13 protein-coding genes and 1 riboswitch are annotated in these 14,484 nt (G+C 69.3%); of the genes, 6 read left to right on the top strand and 7 right to left on the bottom strand.

The annotated features are described in order from the left end of the window. Positions 1–187: 187 nt before the first annotated feature. Positions 188–1,240: a 3-isopropylmalate dehydrogenase gene (locus AB0B45_RS06510; protein WP_358126318.1), complete on the bottom strand. Its 1,053-nt coding sequence runs from the start codon at positions 1,238–1,240 to the stop codon at positions 188–190. A 100-nt stretch (positions 1,241–1,340) separates the two neighbouring features. Continuing rightward, a riboswitch (cyclic di-AMP (ydaO/yuaA leader) is annotated at positions 1,341–1,485 on the top strand. 168 nt (positions 1,486–1,653) lie between these two features. Between AB0B45_RS06510 and AB0B45_RS06505 the strand changes: the two genes are divergently transcribed. Beyond that, positions 1,654–2,142: a C40 family peptidase gene (locus AB0B45_RS06505; RefSeq protein WP_358126315.1), complete on the top strand. Its 489-nt coding sequence runs from the start codon at positions 1,654–1,656 to the stop codon at positions 2,140–2,142. A gap of 680 nt (positions 2,143–2,822) precedes the next feature. On the opposite strand, the gene serA is transcribed toward AB0B45_RS06505, so the two are convergent. Beyond that, positions 2,823–4,412, bottom strand: a complete 1,590-nt coding sequence (gene serA, locus AB0B45_RS06500) for a phosphoglycerate dehydrogenase (protein ID WP_358126313.1) — start codon at positions 4,410–4,412, stop codon at positions 2,823–2,825. A gap of 228 nt (positions 4,413–4,640) precedes the next feature. On the opposite strand from serA, the gene AB0B45_RS06495 reads away from it, so the two are divergent. Then, positions 4,641–5,498, top strand: coding sequence for a hypothetical protein (locus AB0B45_RS06495; RefSeq protein ID WP_358126310.1), 858 nt, complete (start codon positions 4,641–4,643; stop codon positions 5,496–5,498). A 106-nt stretch (positions 5,499–5,604) separates the two neighbouring features. Next, positions 5,605–6,363, top strand: a complete 759-nt coding sequence (locus AB0B45_RS06490; protein WP_358126307.1) for a class I SAM-dependent methyltransferase — start codon at positions 5,605–5,607, stop codon at positions 6,361–6,363. On the opposite strand, the gene AB0B45_RS06485 is transcribed toward AB0B45_RS06490, so the two are convergent. The 3 genes from AB0B45_RS06485 to AB0B45_RS06475 are packed head-to-tail and all read right to left on the bottom strand — an operon-like array spanning position 6,356 to position 10,094. Further along, positions 6,356–8,893, bottom strand: coding sequence for an FtsX-like permease family protein (locus tag AB0B45_RS06485; RefSeq protein WP_358126305.1), 2,538 nt, complete (start codon positions 8,891–8,893; stop codon positions 6,356–6,358). The two genes, AB0B45_RS06490 and AB0B45_RS06485, sit on opposite strands and share 8 nt — an antisense overlap. Beyond that, positions 8,893–9,585 (bottom strand): ABC transporter ATP-binding protein, encoded by a 693-nt coding sequence (locus AB0B45_RS06480; RefSeq protein ID WP_358126302.1) that lies wholly within the window; start codon positions 9,583–9,585, stop codon positions 8,893–8,895. Before AB0B45_RS06480 ends, AB0B45_RS06485 begins: the two co-directional genes overlap by 1 nt. Further along, a complete protein-coding gene (locus AB0B45_RS06475) occupies positions 9,582–10,094 on the bottom strand; it encodes a PadR family transcriptional regulator (protein WP_358126299.1) in 513 nt (170 codons plus the stop codon). Before AB0B45_RS06475 ends, AB0B45_RS06480 begins: the two co-directional genes overlap by 4 nt. An 80-nt stretch (positions 10,095–10,174) precedes the next feature. Here AB0B45_RS06475 and AB0B45_RS06470 point away from each other — a divergent pair, with 80 nt between their 5' ends. Then, complete coding sequence (locus AB0B45_RS06470) at positions 10,175–10,726, top strand: DUF1707 and FHA domain-containing protein (protein ID WP_358126297.1); 552 nt, start codon at positions 10,175–10,177, stop codon at positions 10,724–10,726. Positions 10,727–11,060: 334 nt separating this feature from the next. Continuing rightward, a complete protein-coding gene (gene dacB, locus AB0B45_RS06465; protein WP_358126294.1) occupies positions 11,061–12,608 on the top strand; it encodes a D-alanyl-D-alanine carboxypeptidase/D-alanyl-D-alanine-endopeptidase in 1,548 nt (515 codons plus the stop codon). 177 nt (positions 12,609–12,785) lie between these two features. Here dacB and AB0B45_RS06460 read toward each other — a convergent pair whose 3' ends face one another. Next, on the bottom strand, positions 12,786–13,124 hold the full coding sequence (locus AB0B45_RS06460; RefSeq protein ID WP_358126291.1) for a transposase: 339 nt from the start codon (positions 13,122–13,124) through the stop codon (positions 12,786–12,788). A gap of 114 nt (positions 13,125–13,238) precedes the next feature. On the opposite strand from AB0B45_RS06460, the gene AB0B45_RS06455 reads away from it, so the two are divergent. Further along, the gene (locus AB0B45_RS06455) at positions 13,239–14,093 is read left to right on the top strand and encodes an NAD(P)H-binding protein (RefSeq protein ID WP_358126289.1); all 855 of its coding nucleotides are present in this window, start codon (positions 13,239–13,241) and stop codon (positions 14,091–14,093) included. On the opposite strand, the gene AB0B45_RS06450 is transcribed toward AB0B45_RS06455, so the two are convergent. Continuing rightward, positions 14,090–14,484 (bottom strand): zinc ribbon domain-containing protein (locus AB0B45_RS06450; RefSeq protein ID WP_358126286.1); only part of this gene is annotated, 395 nt, incomplete at its 5' end. The genes AB0B45_RS06455 and AB0B45_RS06450 overlap by 4 nt on opposite strands.

Raw genomic sequence — 14,484 nt, 5'->3', positions numbered from 1 at the left:
GCGAGATTTGCCCTGAGTCCATTTTGCGCTGGACCGGGTAACGGGAACTTACAGCAAACGCCTGGCGATCTCGCGAGCCGCCAGGCGTTGATTGTGGTATCCAGGCGGCTACGCTCTCGCCGGATCCCGGACAGTTAGGACCCGGCCGAAGGGCGCCAGGCCGCCTATGGTGCTGAGTGGCAGGCGGTCAGGCGCCGCCGGCTACTCGTGCGGTGATGTCGTCACCGATCTCGTGCGTCGTACGGCCGGCCCACCCGGCCAGGCGATCCACGATGTCGTCGGCGACGGCCTGCTCGACGCGGGCCGCCTCCTCGGTCAGGCCGAGGTGGTCGAGCATCATGGCGACGGACAGGATGGTGGCGGTCGGGTCGGCCTTGCCCTGACCCGCGATGTCGGGGGCGCTGCCGTGGACAGGCTCGAACATGCTGGGCGCGGTCCTGTCGGGGTTGATGTTGCCGCTGGCGGCCAGCCCGATGCCGCCGGCGATGGCGGCGCCGATGTCGGTGATGATGTCGCCGAACAGGTTGTCGGTGACGATCACGTCGAAGCGCTCCGGCTGGCTGACGAAGAACATCGAGGCCGCGTCGACGTGCTGGTAGTCGGTCGTGACGTCGGGGAAGTCCGCGGCCACCCGGTTGAGGGTGCGCATCCAGAGGTCGCCCGCGTAGGTGAGCACGTTGGTCTTGTGGACCAGCGTGAGCTTCTTGCGGGGGCGCTCGGCGGCCTTGGCGAAGGCGTAGCGGACCACGCGCTCGACGCCGAAGGCGGTGTTGAGCGACTCCTGGGTGGCGATCTCGTGCGGGGTGCCGCGACGCAGGACGCCGCCGGCGCCGGCGTAGAGGCTCTCGGTGCCCTCGCGGACGACGATCATGTCGATGTCTTCAGCGCGGGTGTCGGCCAGCGGGGTCTCCACGCCGGGGAAGAGCTTCACCGGGCGCAGGTTGACGTAGTGGTCGAGCTCGAAGCGGAGTCGGAGCAGCAGGTCACGCTCGAGGATCCCCGGGGGGACGCTCGGGTCGCCGATCGCGCCGAGCAGGATGGCGTCGTAACCGCGCAGCTCCTGCAGGGTTTCCTCGGTGAGGGTCTCACCGGTGGCGTTGTAGCGGGTGGCGCCCAGATCGTAGTGGGTGGTCTCGATCTTGGCGCCGACCGCTTCCAGGACCTTGAGCCCTTCGGCGACGACCTCGGTGCCGATCCCGTCACCGGGAATGACGGCCAGACGAATGTTGCGCGACTCCATGGCCGGTACCTTACCGGGTCGTCTCGACTGTCGAACACCGCATCTCATTTCCCGGACACGTCGTTTTGTCGGGTTTGCGGTCTTTTGACCCTTTCGTTAGAGTCCCTGCCAGCCTAATCCGCTGCGATGGTCGCACGGAGCCGGGGACCCATTCCCCCTTGGGGCGAATCGGCACCCCCATGCCGTAGGGCGGCTTCCACGCCCGAGCCCGTCAGCTAACCCGGTCGGCCCCGTGGAAGGACATTCCCCTGTCTCGCATCGTCACGGCTGCCGTTCTCGGCGGCCTCCTCGCCGCAGGATCAGCCGCCGCCGCCTCCCCCGCGTCGGCCACCCCCATCCAGGTCGAGACCCTCAAGAGCCAGCCGGTCCAACCTGGCCAGAACCAGCCCGTCGAGGGCGACCCCGCTCGTACGGTGACCCTCACCGGAGCGGACATCAAGAAGGCCCAGCTCAAGCAGATGCCCAAGCCCGCATGGCAGATCGCGCTGAAGTTCGCGATGTCCAAGCGGGGCACGCCGTACGTGTGGGGCGGCACCAGCCCCAGCGGCTACGACTGCTCGGGGCTGATGATGAAGGCCTACGAGAAGGCGGGGATCGAGCTTCCCCGCGTGGCCCGCGACCAGTACCAGGCATTCGACAAGAAGATCAAGTGGAAGAACCTGCAGCCCGGCGATCTGGTCTTCTTCAGCAATCTCGGGCACGTCGGGATGATCTCCAAGGACGGCTACATGGTGCACGCGCCGCACAGCGGCGACGTGGTGAAGGAGGAGAAGCTCAGCCCGTGGCGGCGACAGGCATTCGTCGGCGCGGTGCGGCCTGACCCGAAGGGCGTGGCGCAGGCGAAGGAACTGATCGAGGCGAAGACCGAGGCGGCCCCCGCGTCAATGCGGGCCACCCTCTAGGCTCCGATCACCCCGAGGCCGACGGAGTCGCGCATCAGCCCGGGAATCCCAGGGGACGACGGTCTCCCGGGGTTCCCGGGCTGATGCGTGCCCGGAGAAGGAGTGGGAGCGGGATCCCAGCCTCGCGGGAGTCCCTGGCCGATGCGTGCCCGGAGAAGGAGTGGGAGTGGGTTCGCCCCGGTGGAGCAGGGGGAACTCCACCGGGTGGTCCCGTTCAGCGGGGGGAGGGGGAGCCGCCGTTGTCCCTGCGATCCAGCGCGATCTGAACGGCCTCCGCCGCCTCGTCGTCATGATCTTCGGCGCGGTTCCATGGATACATGTCGTACACGTGACTCATCTCGTTTCGCGGACGCGAATGGATTCGGACGTCGGATCCCGGTCGCGAATCCGACCGGGCCTGATCTCGTGCGGTCCGGATCACGGACCGGACGAAGGGGGCTTAAGGCCGACGCAACGCCGCTCACCGCGACGGGTCGCCGACCTGCCCTAACAGGCCCCGTCGCGGCTGGTAATAAGTACGAGTACCCAGCTCATCCATTCCAAAGTACCTGGCACGGTCCAGGCTGTCTCGTAGGACGTCCGAATATCTCACTATTTGAGACGTCCATTGCGGTGGTGGAAACAGGAACGCCCTCCCGCACCAGGGCGGGAAGGCGTTCCGGAGAGGGGAAACGAGACGGTCAGTCGGTGAGGTCCACCGAGCGCCCGCTGTCGGCGCCGATCTCGGCCACGATCTGGTCCATCACGTCAGCCGGGATCGCCGAGTCGACGGTCAGCGCGATCAGCGCCTTGCCGCCCTTGACGTCCCGCGCCACCTGCATCGAGGCGATGTTGATGCCCTTCTCGCCCAGCAGGTGACCCACGACGCCGACGATGCCGGGCCGGTCGGTGTAGGTGAAGAAGGCCAGGTGGTCGGTCGGCTCGATCTCCATCTCGTAGCCGTTGACCTCGACGATCTTGGTGACCTGGCGCGGCCCCGAGAGCGTGCCCGACACCGAGACGGTCCGGCCGTCGGCCAGCACGCCGCGGACGGTGACGACGTTGCGCCAGTCGGGGCTCTCCGAGCTGGTGACCAGTTCGACGGTCAGCCCGCGCTCCTTGGCCAGCAGCGGCGCGTTGACGTAGGTGACCGCGTCCTCGACGATGTCGATGAAGACGCCCTTGAGCGCGGCCAGCTCCAGCACCCGCACGTCCTGCGCCGCGATCTCGCCACGCACCTCGACGTCGAGCTTGGTGGCGGTCTCACCGGCGAGCGCGGTGAAGACGCGGCCCAGCTTCTCGGCCAGCGGCAGGCCGGGCTTGACCTCCTCGGCGACGGCGCCGCCCTGGACGTTGACCGCGTCGGGCACGAACTCGCCCGCGAGGGCGAGCTTGACGCTGCGAGCCACCTGGGTGCCCGCCTTCTCCTGCGCCTCGTGGGTGGAGGCGCCGAGGTGCGGCGTGGCGACGACCTGGTCCAGCTCGAACAGCGGGCTGTCGGTGCAGGGCTCCTTGGCGAACACGTCGAGGCCCGCGCCCGCCACGCGGCCCTCCTTGATCGCGGAGTAGAGCGCGGCCTCATCGACGATGCCGCCGCGGGCCACGTTGATGATCCGCACCGACGGCTTGACCTCGTGCAGCTCCTTGTCGCCGATGAGACCGACGGTCTCCTTCGACTTGGGCAGGTGCACGGTGAGGAAGTCGGCGGTCCTGATGACCTCTTCGAGGCTGACCAGCTTGACGCCCATCGCCGCGGCGCGGGCCGGGGGCAGGTAGGGGTCGTAGGCGATCAGCTCGACGCCGAACGGCTGCAGCCGCTGGGCCACCAGCTGGCCGATCTTGCCCAGCCCGAGGATGCCGACGATCTTCTCGTCGAGCTCGACACCGGTGTACTTGGACCGCTTCCACTCGCCGTTCTTGAGCGCGGCGTGGGCCTGCGCGGTGTTGCGGGCGCTGGCCAGGATGAGCGCGATCGTCTGCTCGGCGGCGCTGGTGATGTTGGAGGTCGGCGCGTTCACGACCATGACCCCGGCCTTCGTCGCCGCCTCGACGTCGACGTTGTCGAGGCCGACACCCGCGCGCGCCACGACGCGCAGTTTCGGCGCCGCGGCGACGGCCTCTGCGTCCACCTGAGTGGCGGAGCGGACGATGAGCGCGTCCACGTCGGCGAGCGCGGGCAGGAGCTGTGAGCGGTCGGCGCCGTCGGTGTGACGGACTTCGAAGTCTGCACCGAGCACGGCGAGACCTGCTTCCGACAGCTCCTCTGCGACCAGAACGACGGGCTTGTTCACTGGTGGATCCTTAGGGGCATGCGACGGGCTGAGGGACACGTCTGCGGGCCCCTCGGATCTCTCTGAGTCTATCCGTGCTTGTGAACGCATTCACGAGGGTCTCAGGATCTGGGCGGGCGTACCCAGCAACCGGGCAACTCATCCCGACCTCAGCCAACTTTGTCTTGATCTGGAGTTTTCTTCGCTATTAGCCTGATAAGCCATGGGCAACTACCTATGGTTCACCCTATGAGCATCGGGAACCCCTCTCTCGCCGACGTGCTCGTCCAGCACGGCAGTCCGCACCTGCTGCTGGCCGCACTCGCCGATGGGGGAATCCTGGTCGCCGTGCGCCCTGACCGGTCCGTCGTCCTGGGCACGACCCAGGTCGGCGATCGAGTCCTGCTCGGTTACACCGGGCCGCACACCTACGCACGGCACCGGGGCGGCCATTCGCTGTCGGCCTGCGACGCCGACACCATCCTCGACATCCAGCGCGTCACCGGCGTGCGGGAGATCGTGATCGACGCCGCGGGACCTGCCGCGGCGGCCGTACCGATCGAGGATCTCCAGCGCTTCCTGGTCTCGACGCGGACGGGGCCCCAGCCGATCCTGTCCGGCGCGATGCCCACGGCGTACGCGACGGGCGCCATGGCCGCGGTCTCGCACGGCGGCTCCGTGCTGCAGAGCGCGCCGCCCGTGCAGGTCGCCCCCGCGCCGCAGTCATGGATCCCCGCGCCGCGTCCCCACCTGTCGGGGCCGATGCAGCAGGTGGACCCCGGCTACCGCCGCTGCACCCACCCCATCCTGCCCGCGCTGCGCGGCGCGATCTCCCTGCTGCTCGTCGACTACCCGCTGGTCCACCACGTGTGGATCTCCGAGGCGCGCACGGCTTCGGGCGCTCCAGGGATCATGCTGCACGTCAAGGTCCACATGTCGGCGGCCGAGGACGTGGTTCGCGACCTCCACCGCGGCGTGCGCGCCAAGCTGCCGCAGCTGGCGGCCAGCGAGGCGCCGATCCTCATGGCGCGGGTGGCCGACGCGCGCAGCGAGCGCAGGATGGTGGAGCTGGGCGCGCACGTGGTGTGCGCCGACGTCACGGACTGACGGGCCTCCCGGCGTTCGTCCGCGTGGGCTCGTTCGGCGGCCTGCATGGATGTTCTTGCCACGCCCATGACGTTCTGTTACCGATTGACAGCGGAACATGTTCTGCATGACCCGCTCCAGTCTTCTCCACCAAGCGAGATACGCGCTGCTGAACCCTGACAAAGTCCTCCCCCACGCGCGGCGGCTCACCAGGGACCTGTGGCTCAGGCTCCAGAGCCGCGACCACGTGGACTACTACAGGGCCGTGATGCGCTCGGACACCGAGCGCAACCCCGACCGCGCCGTCGGCTCCAAGAGCAGGGAGAGATGGCTGAAGATCGGTAAGACGCAGTTCGACTACCTCGTCCAGCACGGCCTGAGCCCCGAGCACCGCATGCTGGAGATCGGCTGCGGCAACCTGCGCGCAGGGCGGCTGTTCATCGACTACCTCGCCCCCGGCCACTACTACGGGCTCGACATCTCTCCCGACATCCTGTTCGCCGCCCAGCAGACGCTGGCCGACTTCGGCCTGCAGGACAAGCTTCCCCGCCTGACCCCCGTCCACGACCTGCGCTTCGGCTTCCTGCCCGACGAGTTCTTCGACGTCGTCCACGCCCACAGCGTCTTCTCCCACTCCCCGCTGCACGTGATCGAGGAGTGCTTCGCGCACGTGGGCCGGGTCATGAAGCCCGACGGCTGGTTCGACTTCACCTTCGACAGGACGCAGGGCAAGGAGCACCACGTCCTGCGCGAAGACTTCTACTACCGCACCGAGACGCTCGTGGAGCTGGCCGGGAAGTACGGCCTGTCGGCGACGTTCATGGACGACTGGGAGCTCCTCAAGCACAAGCAGTCCAAGATCCGCGTGCGCCGCATCGTCACGTGAGGCGGCGGGTCACGGTCAGCGTCCTCGTCCGCGCGAACGCTCCCGCGACCAGCGCGGCCAGCAGCGGCAGCCCGACCACGAGGACGCCGACCAGTGACCAGGGCACGGCGATCGTCGCGGGACCGGGGTGCTGCCGGACCATGAACGGGCCGAAGCTCAGAGCGATGCCACCACCCGTGGTCATGACCCAGGCCAGTGCGACGCCGGGGACGACGCCGGCGATGGCGCCCACCAGCGCGCCGAGGCCCGCGACGTAACCTGCCTGCCCAGCGACCACGAGCCGACCTGTCTTGGCGGGCGCGCCCACCGCCGAGACGGTCGCGAGATCGGGCCGCATGTCGGCCGCCGCCAGCGCGGTCGCCACGAGCGTGCCGCCGAGCACCAGGATCAGCGCGGCCCCCATCAGCACGAGCAGCGCGCTGCCGATGTCACGCCGGTAGCCCTGCTCCACGCTGACGCCGACATACGGGCTGAGCACCGTCAGCTCCCTCTGGAGCTTGTCCACGTCCTTCGGCTGGTAACGCGCGTAGAGCTCTCGCTCCTTGAGCGTCCAGCCCTTCGCCGACACCACCGCCGGTGGAACCAGCACCACGCCCAGCTTCCGGTCGGCCGGCTTCCCCACGACCGCCGGTATCTCGAAGGTCTTGTCGCCACCGGCTCCTTCGTCGGAGCCGACCTGGACGCGGAGTTTGCCCTTCCGCAGGGGCGCGGGGTCGAAGACCACTGCCTTCCCCTCCGCGAACGCGGCGGCGGTCCGCGGGTCGTGCCCGCCCTGCAGCAGATCGAGCAGCCGCTGGTCACCAATGGTGACGTCGAAGAACATCGACCCGCATCCCACGCATCTGAACGGTCTCTGCGGGAACAGCAGGAGCGCCTGGCCCTTCTCGTTCGTCGCTCGGAAGCCCCCTGCCTGTGTGACGCCGGGCATCCGCTGGTTCGCGGCTTCGCGGATCTTCGCCCACTCCGCGTCGTCCGCCCCGACCGCGCTGATCGTCAGCGTGCCGACAGGGGCGGCGGAACGGTAGGACTCGCCGGCGTCGAGGTCCTGGCTGTAGATCCCGATGCCCACGGTGATGGCTCCGGCCGTCGCCGTCATCACCGCCGCGACCGCCGATGCCGTACGCACGCGGTGGCGAACGGCGTCGCGGACGCTCAGCCTCAACGCCAGCGGCAGCCTCACGGCGAACCGCCCGGTGAACTTGACCAGCCAGGGGGTCAGCGCCACCATCCCCAGCAGCCCGAGCATGGCGGCAGCGAAGATCCAGACCTCCTCGGTCCTGGTCGCCAGCACAATCGCGACGATCCCCGCCACCAGCAGCACCAGCCCGAGGACGGGCTTGCCCGCCCTGTCACGGGTCACCCCCGGGCGTCCGGCCAGCACGGCGGCGGTGTCCTGCCGCGCCGCCTGCAGCGCGGGGACCATGGCCGCCACCACCCCGCTCAGCAGCCCGAGCGCCGCGACGCCGAGCACCTGCCACCATGGCACCTCCGCCGGGCCCACCGAGCCCGACAGCAGCGGAACGAGCAGCAGCCCGCCCGCCGTACCGACGACGGCGGCCGGCACCGCGGCGGCACCGCCCAGCACCAGCCCGTCGGCCAGCACGATCGTCCGTAGCTGCGCCCCCGTGGCACCCTGCGCGGCGATCATGGCGAGCTCGGTCCTGCGCCTGCGCAGTCCGATCGCGAACGCGGGCCCTGCCAGCAGAACCGTCTCCGCCGCCACCATGAAGACCACGAGCGCGATCGACATCACCTCGGCGGTCGACGTCGGCACATTCCTCTCGTGATCGTCAGCGGTGAGGGCGGAAAGACCGACGAGCCCGATCTCGTTGAGGCGCCGCGTGTCCTCGAGCGTCGCGGGGGACGGGGTGTCGGCGAGCCAGCCGGTGCCCATGCCGTCGCGTCTGTCCAGCAGCAGCACACCCTTGAAGCCGACGACCTCCGTGTGCTCGGTGCTGAACGGGTAGGCCACCACGCCGACCACCCGCACCTGACGGTTCGCGCGGGTGACCTTGATCGTGTCTCCGGCGCGGAACGGCATGGCCTGGGTCACCACGACCTCGTCAGGGCCCGCGGGGTAACGGCCCTCCACCAGCGGTCGCATGCCCTTGGCGAGGGGATCGCGCAGGTCGATCTCCGCTGCGCTGACGCGGTCGTAGCCGTCGGCGCTCCAGACGTCCAGGCCGCCCTCGTCGAAGCCGATCAGCCTGGTGCCGGGCCGGAGCCGCGCCGCGACCTCCGCCGTGGTCGTGGGCTGAGAGCGTTTCGGCCCCTCGGTATACACGGAACCGGGGTCTCCGCTGTCGCCGTACTGCTGGCTGATCTTGTTGAACTGTGTCGTCTTGACCCGCAGGTCGGCGGCGCCCAGATCTCTGACCAGCCCCTCGCTGGTCGTCACGCCAGCCGTCGCCGCGAAGGTGAGCAGCCCCGTGATCACCAGCACCGGCAGGCCGATCATCACCATGATGAGAGCGGTGCGCCCCTTGGCTCTGAAGGCGTCCCGGCGCGAGATGCGCAGTGCGACCCTCATCAGACGCTCACCGCCGGCGCGGTCGTCACGTCGGCGATCCGGCCGTCGCGCAGGAACACCACCCTGTCCGCCCACCCCGCGTAACGCGACTCGTGGGTGACGAGCAGCACCGCCGCGCCCGCCTCGCAGCGGCTCCGCAGCAACTCGAGGATCTCGTCGCCGGTCGGCGTGTCCAGCGCGCCCGTCGGCTCGTCGGCCAGGATCAGCCGCCGCTCGCCCACCAGCGACCTGGCGATCGCGATGCGCTGGCGCTGGCCGCCCGAGATCTCGTCGGGGAACCGGTCGGCCAGGTGCGCCAGACCGATCTCTCCCAGCACCCCTAACGCCTCCTCCCTGGCCTCGCGGGCCCGCACGCCGTCGAGCTCCCTGGGGAGCATGACGTTCTCCACGGCGGTCAGCGAAGGGATGAGGTTGAGGTCCTGGAAGACGTAGCCGACGCTCCTGCGTCGCAGCGCCGCCAGGTCCTTGACGGTCGAGAGGTCGATCCCCTCGACCTCGACCATGCCGCTGGTGGGCCTGTCCAGGCCGCCCGCGAGGTTGAGCAGCGTCGACTTGCCGGAACCCGAGGGGCCCATGACCGCCACCAGTTCCCCCGCGTCGATCTCCAGGCTGACACCCCTCAGCGCGTGGACGGCCGCCTCACCTTCCCCGTGCACGCGCGCCACGTCCTTCAGCGCCATCACACGCTTCATGCTCCTGCCTCCTTGAGTACGGCCTCGCAGTGGTCGAGCCAGCGCTGCTCGGCCTCGGCCTGAAAGATCATCGAATCCAGCACCAGACGCTGGGCAGGGCCGGCAGAGCTGGCACGCTTGGCTCTGGTCAGCTCCTGCAGGGTGCGCATCGTGGCGGTTCGCTGGCGTTGGACGACCTTGCCGACGTCCACGTCCTTCGCGGTGACGGCCATCGCGAGCTTGATGACCAGCTCGTCCCTCGGCCGGTCGGACTGGGCGACGGGGGTGCTGAACCATCGCTCCATCTCCGCCCGACCGGCCTCGGTGACCGTGTAGACGACCCGGCCCTGCTCGTCCTCCTCTCCGGAGGCGACCAGGCCGTCTCGTTCCATGCGGGAGAGCGTCGTGTAGACCTGGCCGATGTTGAGCGGCCAGGTCGCCCCCGTCGACGCCTCGAACTCCGCGCGCAGTTGATAGCCATATCGGGGCCCCTGGCTGAGCAACGCCAGAAGCCCGTGTCGGATCGACATGAATACTGAGTATGCATACTCAGTATGCCCCCTTCAAGGTTTTCTGGACAGGAAACGCGGTTCGGGCCGATACTCGGGGCATGAGCTCGACGCAACCCCCATTTCGCGCATCCGATGGGGAACGTGATCGCGCCATCGACGAGCTCCGCGACCGCGCCGTCGAGGGGCGTCTGAGTCACGACACCTTCGTGGGCCGGGTCGATCAGGCGCTGCGGGCGCGCAGCCGCCACGAGCTCGACGACCTGGTCGCCGACCTCCCCCCGCCCAACACCTTCAGACAGCGGCTGACCGATGTGGTCGCCTCCGTCTCGGAGCTCACCACCCGCCTGCAGTCCGCCTGGCGCAAGCCGCGGCTGCCGCGGCTCGCGTTGCCCGACGACAGCAGGCTCCGGTACGTGGTGGGCCGCGGGTCCGCCTGCGACCTGGTGCTGGCCGACCTGACCGTGTCCAGGGTGCACGCGGAACTACGCAAGGGCGACGACGGGTCCTGGATGCTCCTCGACCTGGGATCCCTGAACGGCACCCGCCTCAACGGGTGGCGGCTGGTCGGCCCTGCGCGGGTACGGTCGGGCGACGAGATCTCGTTCGGGGACGTGGGGTTCCTGGTGTCCAGCACGGCAGGCACCCGCTAACCCCCACTCCGTCACCGGCGACCGCGTCGAGAGGTGAGGTTGTCTGTGTCCGGTACGGCAAGCACCCGATAGTCCACCGCCCGTCACCGGAAACCGTCTGTCGAGCACGCATGCTCCAGCAGGACTCCGGCTGAGGTCCGCAACGCCGCCCGTTCAACCCGGCCGACCAAAAGCACCGAGTCACGCGACATCGTCTGTCTGGATGCGTTAGGCATGCCCCAACGGCTTGGCGGGTCAGCGGCCTCGAGGAAAGATACGGAAATTTGCGGATTGCGAGTAGGGGCCGGCGCTCCCATGATCCCTGCGAGACCTAGTACGCACCCTGGAGACCTCCATGCGTCGCACCCCAGCCTCACTCGTCGCCGGCGCGCTCGTCGCCGCCCTCGCGTGGGCGTCCAGCCCTGTCTCTCCCGCCACCGCCACCGACCCCTCCCCCGGCGTGGCCGACCTCACCCAGGATCTCAACCAGATCCTCAGCGACTCCCGCCTGGACATCGGCCGGGCCGGCGTCGTGGTCAAGAGCGCCAGCACCGGCGAGCAGCTCTACTCCACCGACGCGGGCAAGCTCATGACCCCCGCCTCCAACACCAAGCTGTTCACCTCCGCGGCCGCAGCCGAGGTGCTCGGCCTCGACTATCGCTTCACCACCAGCGCGCTGGCCGCCGGCCGTACCATCGGGTCGGTTCTCAGGGGAGACCTGGTGCTGCGCGGCACCGGCGACCCGACCATGCTGGCCGCCGACTACGACGCGCTCGCCGCCGCCGTCGCCGCGAAGGGCGTCAAGCTCGTCACCGGCAAGCTGGTCGCCGATGACACCTGGTTCGACGACTTACGGCTCGGCCAGGACTGGGCGTGGGACGACGAGACCGCCTACTACGCCGCCCAGATCTCCGCGCTGACCGCCTCGCCCGACAAGGACTACGACGCGGGCTCGGTGATCGTCTCCGTCGCGGCCGACGGGGACAAGGTCAAGGTCAGCACGACCCCCGAGACCGACTACGTGAAGATCGTCAACAACGCGACCGTCGGCTCCTCGACGGACGTGCTCATCGAACGCCGGCACGCCACCAACACGATCGTCATCACCGGCACCGTGGCTGAGCCGTACGACGAGTGGGTGGCCGTCGACAGCCCGACCCACTACGCCGCCTCCCTGTTCCGCAAGGCGCTGAACGCCCACGGCGTCAAGATCCTCGGCCCCACGGTCAGCGGCGCGCCCCAGGGGGCGACCGAGCTGGCCAAGCACGAGTCGATGCCGTTGAGCGAGCTGCTGGTGCCGTTCATGAAGCTCAGCAACAACATGCACGCCGAGATCCTCACCAAGGCCATGGGACGCAAGGTGGCGAACCAGGGCACGTGGTCCGCGGGACTCAAGGTCACCTCGGACTTCGCCAAGGCGAACGGGGTCCAGATCCTGAACCTGCGCGACGGCTCGGGCCTCTCCCGTCGCGACGGCGTCACCGCGACCTCGATCACCCAGCTGCTGCTGTCGGTGCGGGGCAAGCCGTGGTTCAAGACCTGGTACGACGCGCTGCCCATCGCCGGGAACGCCGACCGCTTCACCGGCGGCACCCTCCGCAGCCGGATGCGCGGCACGCCCGCCGCGAACAACGTCCACGCCAAGACGGGGTCGCTGACGAGCGTCACGTCGCTGTCCGGCTACGTCACGAGCGCCGAGGGCGAGCCCCTGGTGTTCTCCGTCATGCTGAACCAGTACCTGTCCGGGTCGCCCAAGGACATCGAGGACAAGATCGCGGTACGGCTTGCGAAGTTCAGCCGCATCACACCCGACACCACCGCCCAGCTCCGCACCGACGACAGCCCCGCCTCCCAGGAGGGCGGCGACCTGGAGTGCTCGTGGCTCAAGCCCGCCCAGTGCTGACCGCCTGGACCGCCTGACCGCCGTCTCCGCGTCAACGGCCCGCCTGGTTCGCCCAGGCGGGCCTTCCGCTCTCCCGGCACCCCGGCAGCGGAGTGTCCCACCGACGCACGGAACCCGCGTCACGCGGGCAAATGGGCGGATTGCCCCGGTTTGGCTAATGTCTCGTTTGGTGATTTTTCACGTGTGATCACGCAGCGACGCGCAGTCACGGATCGCCCTGGTCCAGTCGGCGAGCGCGGGGTCGGACGCCGTCGCCTCGTGCAGGTTCTGCCACAGCCCGGCTCGTGTCCAGCGGGCGAACCACCGATGCGCCGTGGGCACCGTAACCCCGAACGAATGCGGCAGATGCTGCCAAGCGCACCCGCTCGTGACCACATACACGACCGCTGCCATCACCCTGCGCGCGTCGGTCGCGGCCCTGCCGCCGCCCTGGGGACGTAGCCGCTGCCCTGGCATGAGCGTGCTGGCCACCGCCCACATCTCGTCCGGAACCAGCCGCTGAGCGAGCGCCTCCATGCCGGTGATCCTCCCGCATGCACCCCGACCTGCCAAATGAGACATAGGCCCATGTGCGGACCAGGCGTTTCCGGGGTTACCTTCACCGCCTCACCGACGAAAGGGAGAAGATCCATGAGGATCCTCGTGACCGGCGCGACGGGCACGGTCGGCCGCGTCGTGGTCGACCGGCTGCTCGCGGCAGGGCATCAGGTCCGGGCCCTGACCAGGAACCCGGCCACCGCCGCGCTGCCCGGCGCGGCTGAGGTGGTGGCCGGCGACCTCACCGACGCCTCCACACTCGCCGCCGCGCTCGAAGGGGTGGACAGGACCTTCTACCTGCCCGGCGTTCTCGACGCCGACCTCGCGACCAAGCAGGCGGACGCCTTCCTGGCGCACGCGGCCAGGGCGGGAGTGACCCGCGTCGTCGACATGACGACCTCGGCCGTGACGACCCGGCGACCGGGCAGTTTCGAGATGCTGCACGACGTGGAGGAGGTCATCGAGGGGTCCGGGCTGGAGTGGACCCATGTACGGCCGGGCGAGTTCGCCGTGAACAAGCTCGACATGTGGGGCGAGTCGATCCGCACCGAGGGCGTGGTGCGCAGCGCCTTTCCCGACGCGCTCGGCGTGCCCATCCACGAGGCCGACATCGCGGACGTGATCGTCGCCGCGCTCCTCGAGGACGGCCACGCCGGGCACGCCTACACGTTGAGCGGACCTCTGGCGCAGACCCACCGCGAGCAGGCGGCCGCCGTCGGCGAGGGCCTGGGCAGGCGGCTCCGCTTCGAGCCGCTCACGTACGGCCAGGCGCGCGCCGCCTACATCACGGCGGGGTTCCCGATGGACGTCGCCGAGTACATCCTGGGCTACCAGGCCGAGTACGCGGAGGAACCGCCCGAGGTCTCGCCGGACGTCGAACGAGTCCTGGGCCGACCCGCCCGCACCCTGTCCCAATGGGCATCCGACCACACAAGCGACCTGACCTAACCCGACCGAGCCGAGCCAATCCGGCTGAGCCGAACGAAATGACATCGGCCAGCAACGGCCCCGGCCCAACGGGTGACGTCGGTCGAACTTTCCGTAACGGCGCCCGGCCAATGATGCGTATCCCTGGGTGACTCCTCCACCCCGTAAACGGGTGGCTTCTCGCTAGGTGATGCGGCCTCGCGCAGGACCAGCCCGGCCCTGAGAACGTTGGTCGCGCCGACGACGTCGGCGTTCGCAGCGTATCCGCAGCCGACGCAGGCGAAGTCGGCTTGGGTGGTGCGGTTCTTCCCGGACACGTGCCCGCAGTCGGGGCAGGTGCGGGAGGTGTTGGCGGGGTTCACCGCGATCAGCTCTCGACCGGCGCTTTCAGCCTTGTGCGTGAGGATACCCA

The organism is Nonomuraea sp. NPDC049152, from assembly GCF_040648355.1.
In the GTDB taxonomy this organism is placed as follows: Bacteria; Actinomycetota; Actinomycetes; order Streptosporangiales; family Streptosporangiaceae; genus Nonomuraea.
This window is presented reverse-complemented; position numbering and strand designations above follow the sequence as displayed.

Coding starts and splice junctions, on each gene's coding strand:
- AB0B45_RS06495 (WP_358126310.1), top strand. CDS start 4,641: ATGAGCATCGGGAACCCCTCTCTCGCCGACGTGCTCGTCCAGCACGGC.
- AB0B45_RS06460 (WP_358126291.1), bottom strand. CDS start 13,124: ATGGAGGCGCTCGCTCAGCGGCTGGTTCCGGACGAGATGTGGGCGGTG.
- AB0B45_RS06480 (WP_358126302.1), bottom strand. CDS start 9,585: ATGAAGCGTGTGATGGCGCTGAAGGACGTGGCGCGCGTGCACGGGGAA.
- AB0B45_RS06475 (WP_358126299.1), bottom strand. CDS start 10,094: ATGTCGATCCGACACGGGCTTCTGGCGTTGCTCAGCCAGGGGCCCCGA.
- dacB (WP_358126294.1), top strand. CDS start 11,061: ATGCGTCGCACCCCAGCCTCACTCGTCGCCGGCGCGCTCGTCGCCGCC.
- AB0B45_RS06455 (WP_358126289.1), top strand. CDS start 13,239: ATGAGGATCCTCGTGACCGGCGCGACGGGCACGGTCGGCCGCGTCGTG.
- AB0B45_RS06470 (WP_358126297.1), top strand. CDS start 10,175: ATGAGCTCGACGCAACCCCCATTTCGCGCATCCGATGGGGAACGTGAT.
- AB0B45_RS06485 (WP_358126305.1), bottom strand. CDS start 8,893: ATGAGGGTCGCACTGCGCATCTCGCGCCGGGACGCCTTCAGAGCCAAG.
- AB0B45_RS06490 (WP_358126307.1), top strand. CDS start 5,605: ATGACCCGCTCCAGTCTTCTCCACCAAGCGAGATACGCGCTGCTGAAC.
- AB0B45_RS06510 (WP_358126318.1), bottom strand. CDS start 1,240: ATGGAGTCGCGCAACATTCGTCTGGCCGTCATTCCCGGTGACGGGATC.